Genomic DNA, 6,188 nt, shown 5'->3' with positions numbered 1-6,188 from the left:
GGGATCGCTCCCTCTTGGTCTTGTAAGTCGCCGCAGACACATCAAGACTTTCGCCTCAAGCGCTTCGGCTTGCGCAACAGCCTCTCGGCTCCCGCGCAAGACAAAACCATAACACCACAACCTTCACCCGCGCAATAGGCACGACCCCTGGAGATCTGAAGGGTTGCTTCCACTGGCGAAATCCATTGCCAGAACTACGTTTCAGTTGGAGGTCACCGCGATGTCAAGGCGTTTCACCGAACAAAGCCAGCGTTTCCGCCCCAACTCAAATGAAGAGCAGGTGCTGCAAAAAGCACGGGAACACTTCGAAGCCACGCTGATTGGCGTGCAGGGGGAACTCGCCGGCAGCGTTGCCGCGATGGAACATCGCCGCTCTGACGACGCCCTCAACTACGGCGAGATCTTTCTGCGGGACAACGTTCCCGTGATGATCTACCTGATGCTGCAAGGACGCTTCGCCATCGTGAAGCAGTTTTTGAGCGTCAGCCTTCAGCTCCAAAGCACCAACGTTCAAACCCGCGGTGTCTTCCCCACCAGTTTTGTGGAGGAAGAAGGAGAGCTGGTTGCGGACTACGGCCAACGCTCGATTGGTCGCATCACCTCAGTGGATGCAAGCCTCTGGTGGCCGATTCTCTGCTGGATCTACGTCAAACGCAGTGGAGACACCGACTTCGGTCGCAGTCCTGAAGTACAACGCGGTTTACAACTGCTGCTCGATCTGGTTCTTCACCCCAGCTTCGAAGGCACACCGGTGCTGTTCGTTCCCGACTGCGCCTTCATGATTGACCGTCCCATGGACGTATGGGGTGCGCCATTGGAGGTGGAAGTGCTGCTCTTCGCAGCGCTTCGCAGTTGCGTTGGGCTGATGGAACTCTGCCAACGCCACGAGAACAGCGTTCTTCTGGGAGAACGCCTGCGCCTGAGCCGGCAGTGGACCCATGACTTGCGGCAGTTTTTGCTGAAGCACTACTGGGTGACCAGCAAAACGATGCAAGTGCTTCGGCGACGACCAACGGAGCAATACGGCGAAAACCAGCACCACAACGAATTCAACGTTCAGCCACAGGTCATCCCCGACTGGTTGCAGGACTGGCTGGAGAACCGTGGCGGTTACATGATCGGGAACATGCGCACCGGACGACCGGATTTTCGCTTCTACTCCTTAGGAAATTCCCTGGCATCCCTGTTCGGGTTGCTGACCGCGCCACAGCAACGGGCCCTGTTCCGACTGGTGCTGCACAACCGTGATCACCTCATGGCCCAGATGCCGATGCGGATCTGTCATCCCCCCATGGAGGGCGTGGAGTGGGAGAACAAAACGGGCTCCGATCCCAAAAACTGGCCCTGGAGTTATCACAACGGAGGCCACTGGCCGAGCCTGCTCTGGTTTTTTGGAGCATCCATCCTTCTGCACGAACGGCTAAATCCCCAAGCCGACGTGTTGCTGATGGGAGAGATGAAAACGCTGTTGGACGAGTGCTATTGGAGCCATCTCAACCAGCTACCACGTCAGCAATGGGCTGAATATTTCGACGGCCCCACGGGTACCTGGGTTGGACAGCAGTCACGCACGTATCAAACCTGGACCATCGTTGGTTTTCTGCTGATGCACCACTTTCTCCACGTCAACCCAGACGATGTGCTGATGCTCAACCTCGACGAATCGATGGGTCACTGACCAACCAAAGGAGCAGCCATCGCATAAAAAACCCCGGCTCAACGAGCCGGGGTACGTGAACTGAACTCAAGCGAGTGATCAGAACAGACCAAGGGTGAGGGACTTGTCGATCGGAAGTGCAGCACCGATACCGAGATAGATGGTGACCAGTGTTCCTGTCAGGAACACGGTCATCGCAACGGGACGTCGGAAAGGGTTCTGGAACTTGTTGAAGCTCTCGATGAAAGGAACGAGCATCAGACCCAAGGGGACCAGGGTTTGCAAAGCAATGCCCAGAAGCTTGTTGGGAACAACCCGCAGGATCTGGAAGACGGGATAGAGGTACCACTCAGGAAGGATTTCCAGAGGAGTTGCGAAGGGATCAGCTTTGTCGGCGAGCATCGCTGGATCCAGTACGGCCAGACCAACCACACAGGCGATGGTGCCGAGGATCACCACCGGGAAGATATAGAGGAGGTCGTTCGGCCAGGCAGGCTCTCCGTAGTAGTTGTGACCCATGCCCTTGGCGAGCTTGGCCCGCATCTTGGGATCTGAGAGGTCAGGCTTCTTGAGAATGTGCATCAGTTAGTCCAGGTGTTGAGGAAACAGTAGGAACGCAGATCACAAGGGACCAGAAATGCCCTGCTTCCGGATCATCAGGAAGTGCATGAGCATGAACACCGCCAAAAGCCAAGGCATCACGAAGGTGTGCAGGCTATAGAAGCGCGTGAGGGTGGCCTGGCCAACGCTTTCGCCACCGCGAAGCAGTTCGACCATGAAATCGCCAACTACAGGGATTGCCGCAGGCACGCCGGAAACGATTTTCACGGCCCAGTAGCCAACCTGATCCCAAGGCAGGGAGTAACCGGTCACACCGAAGGACACCGTGATTACAGCCATGGTCACGCCAGTGACCCAGGTGAGCTCACGGGGACGCTTAAAGCCACCGGTGAGGTACACGCGGAACACGTGGAGGATGAGCATCAGCACCATCATTGATGCGCTCCAGCGATGCACGGAACGAATCAACCAGCCAAAGCTGACGTCGGTCATCAGGTACTCGACCGACTTGTAAGCCTCAGCAACGGTGGGCTTGTAATAGAAGGTCATCGCGAACCCAGTTGCGAACTGGATCAGGAAGCACACCAACGTGATGCCCCCCAGGCAATAGAAAATGTTGACGTGGGGGGGCACGTACTTGGAACCAATGTCGTCAGCAATGTCCTGGATTTCCAGACGTTCCTGGAACCAGTCGTAAACCGGTGATGAGTTCGCCATGCACAAGCGGGCTCGAGTTGCGAAAGTCTACTGAGCACGCTTCTGCCACTGAGGCGAACCCACCGCGATGTATCCAACTGTTAACGATCTTTCAGACTGGCTGCGGCGCAAGGGGTATCGAATGCTCCGCCAACTGATCGCAGCTGCTCTTTGCTGCTTTTTGGTGCTGGGCAGCGCCTGCACAGCCGTTGCACTTAGCGACACACAACAGCTCGTGGTGGACAGCTGGCGGCTTGTGAACCAGGGTTTTTGGAACCCAGAGCAACTCGATGCGGTGCGTTGGAGGCGTCAACGGCAGAAGGCCATGGAACGCAGCATCGAGAGCAGTGACGATGCCTATTCAGCCATCGAATCGATGCTGGCTCAGTTGGGCGACCCCTACACCCGGCTGCTTCGTCCAGAGGACTACACGGCGCTGAAGGACAGCACCAACGGAAGCCTCAGCGGTGTGGGCTTGCAACTGGGGCCGGATGAAAGCAGCAATGGAGTTGTAGTGATTTCGGCCCTCGAGGGCTCACCCGCCGGCGAGGCGGAGATCACCAGTGGGACTCAACTGCTGTCTGTTGATGGCCGGGCCGTTGTGGATCTTGGACTTGAGGGAACCGTGGCAGCGCTGCGGGGAGACGTGGGATCGCAGGTGGTGCTGACGCTGGACAACGGCAGCGGAGAAACAAACGAGCTGACCCTGGAACGCCGCAGCGTGGATCTGAGACCGGTGCGCACACGGCGCTTACGCAGCGGCAGTCACACCCTTGGCTATCTGCGGATCACCCAGTTCAGCGAAGGAGTCCCCGAACAGGTGAAAGAGGCACTCACAGAACTCCAGAACAAGGACATCGAAGGATTGGTGCTCGACCTTCGCAATAACTCAGGCGGTTTGGTGAGCGCTGGATTGGCGGTCGCCGACAACTTCCTTTCCGGTGGCCCCATCGTTGAAACCCGCAACCGCGAGGGGATCAATGACACCATCCAGGCCAGTCTCCAGACGGTCTACGACGGACCGATGGTCACCCTCGTGAATGGAGGAACGGCCAGTGCGAGTGAAATCCTTGCTGGAGCTCTTCAGGACAACGAACGCGCCACCCTGCTCGGAGGCCAAACGTTTGGGAAAGGGCTGATTCAAACGCTGACCAACCTCAGTGACGGCAGCGGCCTCGCCGTGACCGTTGCCGGGTATGTGACACCGAGTGGACGGGACATCCAAGGGGAAGGCATCGCACCCGATCGTGGCTTGTCAGATCCGGAACCCCTGAATCCCGGCGGTGATGGTGATCGCTGGCTCTCGGAAGCCGAACAATGGATGGAGGCCCTGCTGGAACAACCCGCTGACGACACCGAGGCATGAGCCAGCGGACTTATCACGACCCTCTGCACCGAGGCATTGGTCTTGACCGCCAAGCCCCAGCCGAGGGGATGGTGATGGACTTGGTGGACACGGCGCCGTTCCAACGCCTGCGTCGCATCCGCCAGCTGGGCCCGGCCTACCTCACCTTTCACAGCGCTGAATCCAGTCGATTCACCCACTCACTTGGTGTCTTTCATCTGGCGCGTCGTGCATTTGAGCGGATGCTGCCTTTGGCACCAGAGCTGGAGACGTACCGGGGGCTGCTCTACGGGGCCGCTTTGCTCCATGACATCGGCCATGGCCCCCTCAGTCACACCGGCGAAGAGATGTTTGGCCTGCGCCATGAAGCGTGGTCAGCACGGGTGATTCGGCATCACCCACAGATCCGTGACTGTCTGGAGAGCCATGGATCCGGCACGGCTGAGGCGGTGGCGGACCTGCTGGAGCATGGACGCAGCCCTCACCCGCTGATCAAACACCTGGTCAGCAGTCAGCTGGATTGCGACCGACTGGATTACCTCCTCCGCGACAGCTACAGCACCGGAACGCGCTACGGGCAGCTGGATCTCGACCGCATCCTGGGAGCACTGACCCTGGCCCCTGACGGGGACATGGCCATTCATCCCAAGGGTCTGATGGCTGTGGAGCACTACCTGGTGGTGAGGAACCTCATGTACAGGAGCGTCTACAACCACCGGCTGAATGTGGTGTGCAACTGGCTGCTGGAAAAACTGATCTTGACGGCACGACAACTGGGCCCTGAGCAGGTGTGGGCTGATGAGGTGATGGCCAACTGGCTCTGGCAACCGGACCAGATCCGATTGGAGGACTTCCTCGCCAACGACGACCAACGCACCGGCTACCACCTCCAGCGCTGGCAAGCCGAAGCGCCAGCGGCCCTGGCTGAACTGAGTGAGCGTTTTCTGGATCGACGCCTGCTTAAAGCAACGGCCGTCGAGCATCTTTCTCCGGCTGATCAACTTCAATTGCTCGCGACAGCCAGGCGGTTGGCCGATCGTCATGGCCACGACCCTGAACTCTGCTGCGGATTGCGTCATCAACAGCTGCGCGGATACCACCCCTATCGAGGCGGCTTACGCCTCTGGGACGGGCAGCAGCTCCAAGCCCTGGAGAAAGCCTCTCCTTTGGTCGCCAGTCTCGCGACCCCAGCGGCAACCTCCTGGTTGATTCACCCCCGTGACATCAGTATCGAGCTCAGGCAGGAGATGGACGTTGAATGGCCCCGAGCAGCAGCAGCGTGAAGCAGCCATGACATTGAGGCTTCCCGACCAGCGCCTTGATCACTGGAGGGATCGTTTGCCTGATCTGCTGAGCAGGTGGTCCCAACCGATCGTTGATCTCGATTGCGGGGACTGGAACCTGAATTGCAACGACCTCGCGGATTTGTGCTCCGCCGTCACCGAGGCAGGCCATCAACTCGGACGAATCACCGGCCGGATTCCCGAGACCGTTGTAAGTGCTTCAGCCTTGGGACTGGATGCGAGCCGTTCCAACACGCCTTCCAACCGTGAACTCCAGCCCAATCCTGTGAGGACGGCCCCTTCCGACCTGTTGTTTCACCACGGCACCCTGCGCTCCGGCGACCATCTCCAAAGCGAGCGCACCATCCTTCTCTACGGCGATGTGAATCCCGGAGCACGGATCAGTTCAACTGCTGATGTCTTGGTGTGGGGTCGCCTGCGGGGCGTTGCCCACGCCGGATGCGAGGGGTCAACGACCGCGAAAATCGTTGCTCTGCAGCTGCGGCCACTGCAACTGAGGATTGCTGACGCTGTAGCCCGAGGCCCAGAGGATCTGCCCCAGGCAGGTTTGGCCGAACAAGCCGAACTCAAAGATGGCGTGATCGCCATTGAACCCGCCGTCATCCAGAGCTTTCAAAAACGCTGA

General features: G+C 58.8%; 6 protein-coding genes. 4 read left to right on the top strand and 2 right to left on the bottom strand.

The features are described from left to right. Nucleotides 1–220 precede the first annotated feature (220 nt). A complete protein-coding gene (locus tag FZZ90_RS11190) occupies nucleotides 221–1,678 on the top strand; it encodes a glycoside hydrolase 100 family protein (RefSeq protein WP_226425861.1) in 1,458 nt (485 codons plus the stop codon). Nucleotides 1,679–1,756: 78 nt separating this feature from the next. Here FZZ90_RS11190 and petD read toward each other — a convergent pair whose 3' ends face one another. Both petD and petB read right to left on the bottom strand, forming a co-directional pair. After that, nucleotides 1,757–2,239, bottom strand: coding sequence for a cytochrome b6-f complex subunit IV (gene petD, locus FZZ90_RS11185; RefSeq protein ID WP_006851144.1), 483 nt, complete (start codon nucleotides 2,237–2,239; stop codon nucleotides 1,757–1,759). A 39-nt stretch (nucleotides 2,240–2,278) separates the two neighbouring features. Next, nucleotides 2,279–2,935: a cytochrome b6 gene (gene petB / locus FZZ90_RS11180; RefSeq protein WP_011363493.1), complete on the bottom strand. Its 657-nt coding sequence runs from the start codon at nucleotides 2,933–2,935 to the stop codon at nucleotides 2,279–2,281. A gap of 67 nt (nucleotides 2,936–3,002) precedes the next feature. On the opposite strand from petB, the gene ctpZ reads away from it, so the two are divergent. The 3 genes from ctpZ to minC are packed head-to-tail and all read left to right on the top strand — an operon-like array spanning nucleotide 3,003 to nucleotide 6,188. Beyond that, the gene (ctpZ, locus tag FZZ90_RS11175; protein ID WP_226425860.1) at nucleotides 3,003–4,280 is read left to right on the top strand and encodes a carboxyl-terminal processing protease CtpZ; all 1,278 of its coding nucleotides are present in this window, start codon (nucleotides 3,003–3,005) and stop codon (nucleotides 4,278–4,280) included. Next, the gene (locus tag FZZ90_RS11170) at nucleotides 4,277–5,542 is read left to right on the top strand and encodes an HD domain-containing protein (RefSeq protein WP_226425859.1); all 1,266 of its coding nucleotides are present in this window, start codon (nucleotides 4,277–4,279) and stop codon (nucleotides 5,540–5,542) included. Before ctpZ ends, FZZ90_RS11170 begins: the two co-directional genes overlap by 4 nt. 7 nt (nucleotides 5,543–5,549) lie before the next feature. Beyond that, a complete protein-coding gene (gene minC, locus FZZ90_RS11165; RefSeq protein ID WP_226425870.1) occupies nucleotides 5,550–6,188 on the top strand; it encodes a septum site-determining protein MinC in 639 nt (212 codons plus the stop codon).

The organism is Synechococcus sp. MU1617, from assembly GCF_020514235.1.
Lineage (GTDB): Bacteria > Cyanobacteriota > Cyanobacteriia > PCC-6307 > Cyanobiaceae > Parasynechococcus.
The sequence above is the reverse complement of the archived record's forward strand: the minus strand, read 5'-3'. Positions and strand labels throughout refer to the sequence as shown.

What these genes read in the sequence shown, in the direction of transcription:
- FZZ90_RS11190 (WP_226425861.1), top strand. Translation starts at nt 221, where the DNA reads ATGTCAAGGCGTTTCACCGAACAAAGCCAGCGTTTCCGCCCCAACTCA.
- petD (WP_006851144.1), bottom strand. Translation starts at nt 2,239, where the DNA reads ATGCACATTCTCAAGAAGCCTGACCTCTCAGATCCCAAGATGCGGGCC.
- petB (WP_011363493.1), bottom strand. Translation starts at nt 2,935, where the DNA reads ATGGCGAACTCATCACCGGTTTACGACTGGTTCCAGGAACGTCTGGAA.
- ctpZ (WP_226425860.1), top strand. Translation starts at nt 3,003, where the DNA reads ATGTATCCAACTGTTAACGATCTTTCAGACTGGCTGCGGCGCAAGGGG.
- FZZ90_RS11170 (WP_226425859.1), top strand. Translation starts at nt 4,277, where the DNA reads ATGAGCCAGCGGACTTATCACGACCCTCTGCACCGAGGCATTGGTCTT.
- minC (WP_226425870.1), top strand. Translation starts at nt 5,550, where the DNA reads ATGACATTGAGGCTTCCCGACCAGCGCCTTGATCACTGGAGGGATCGT.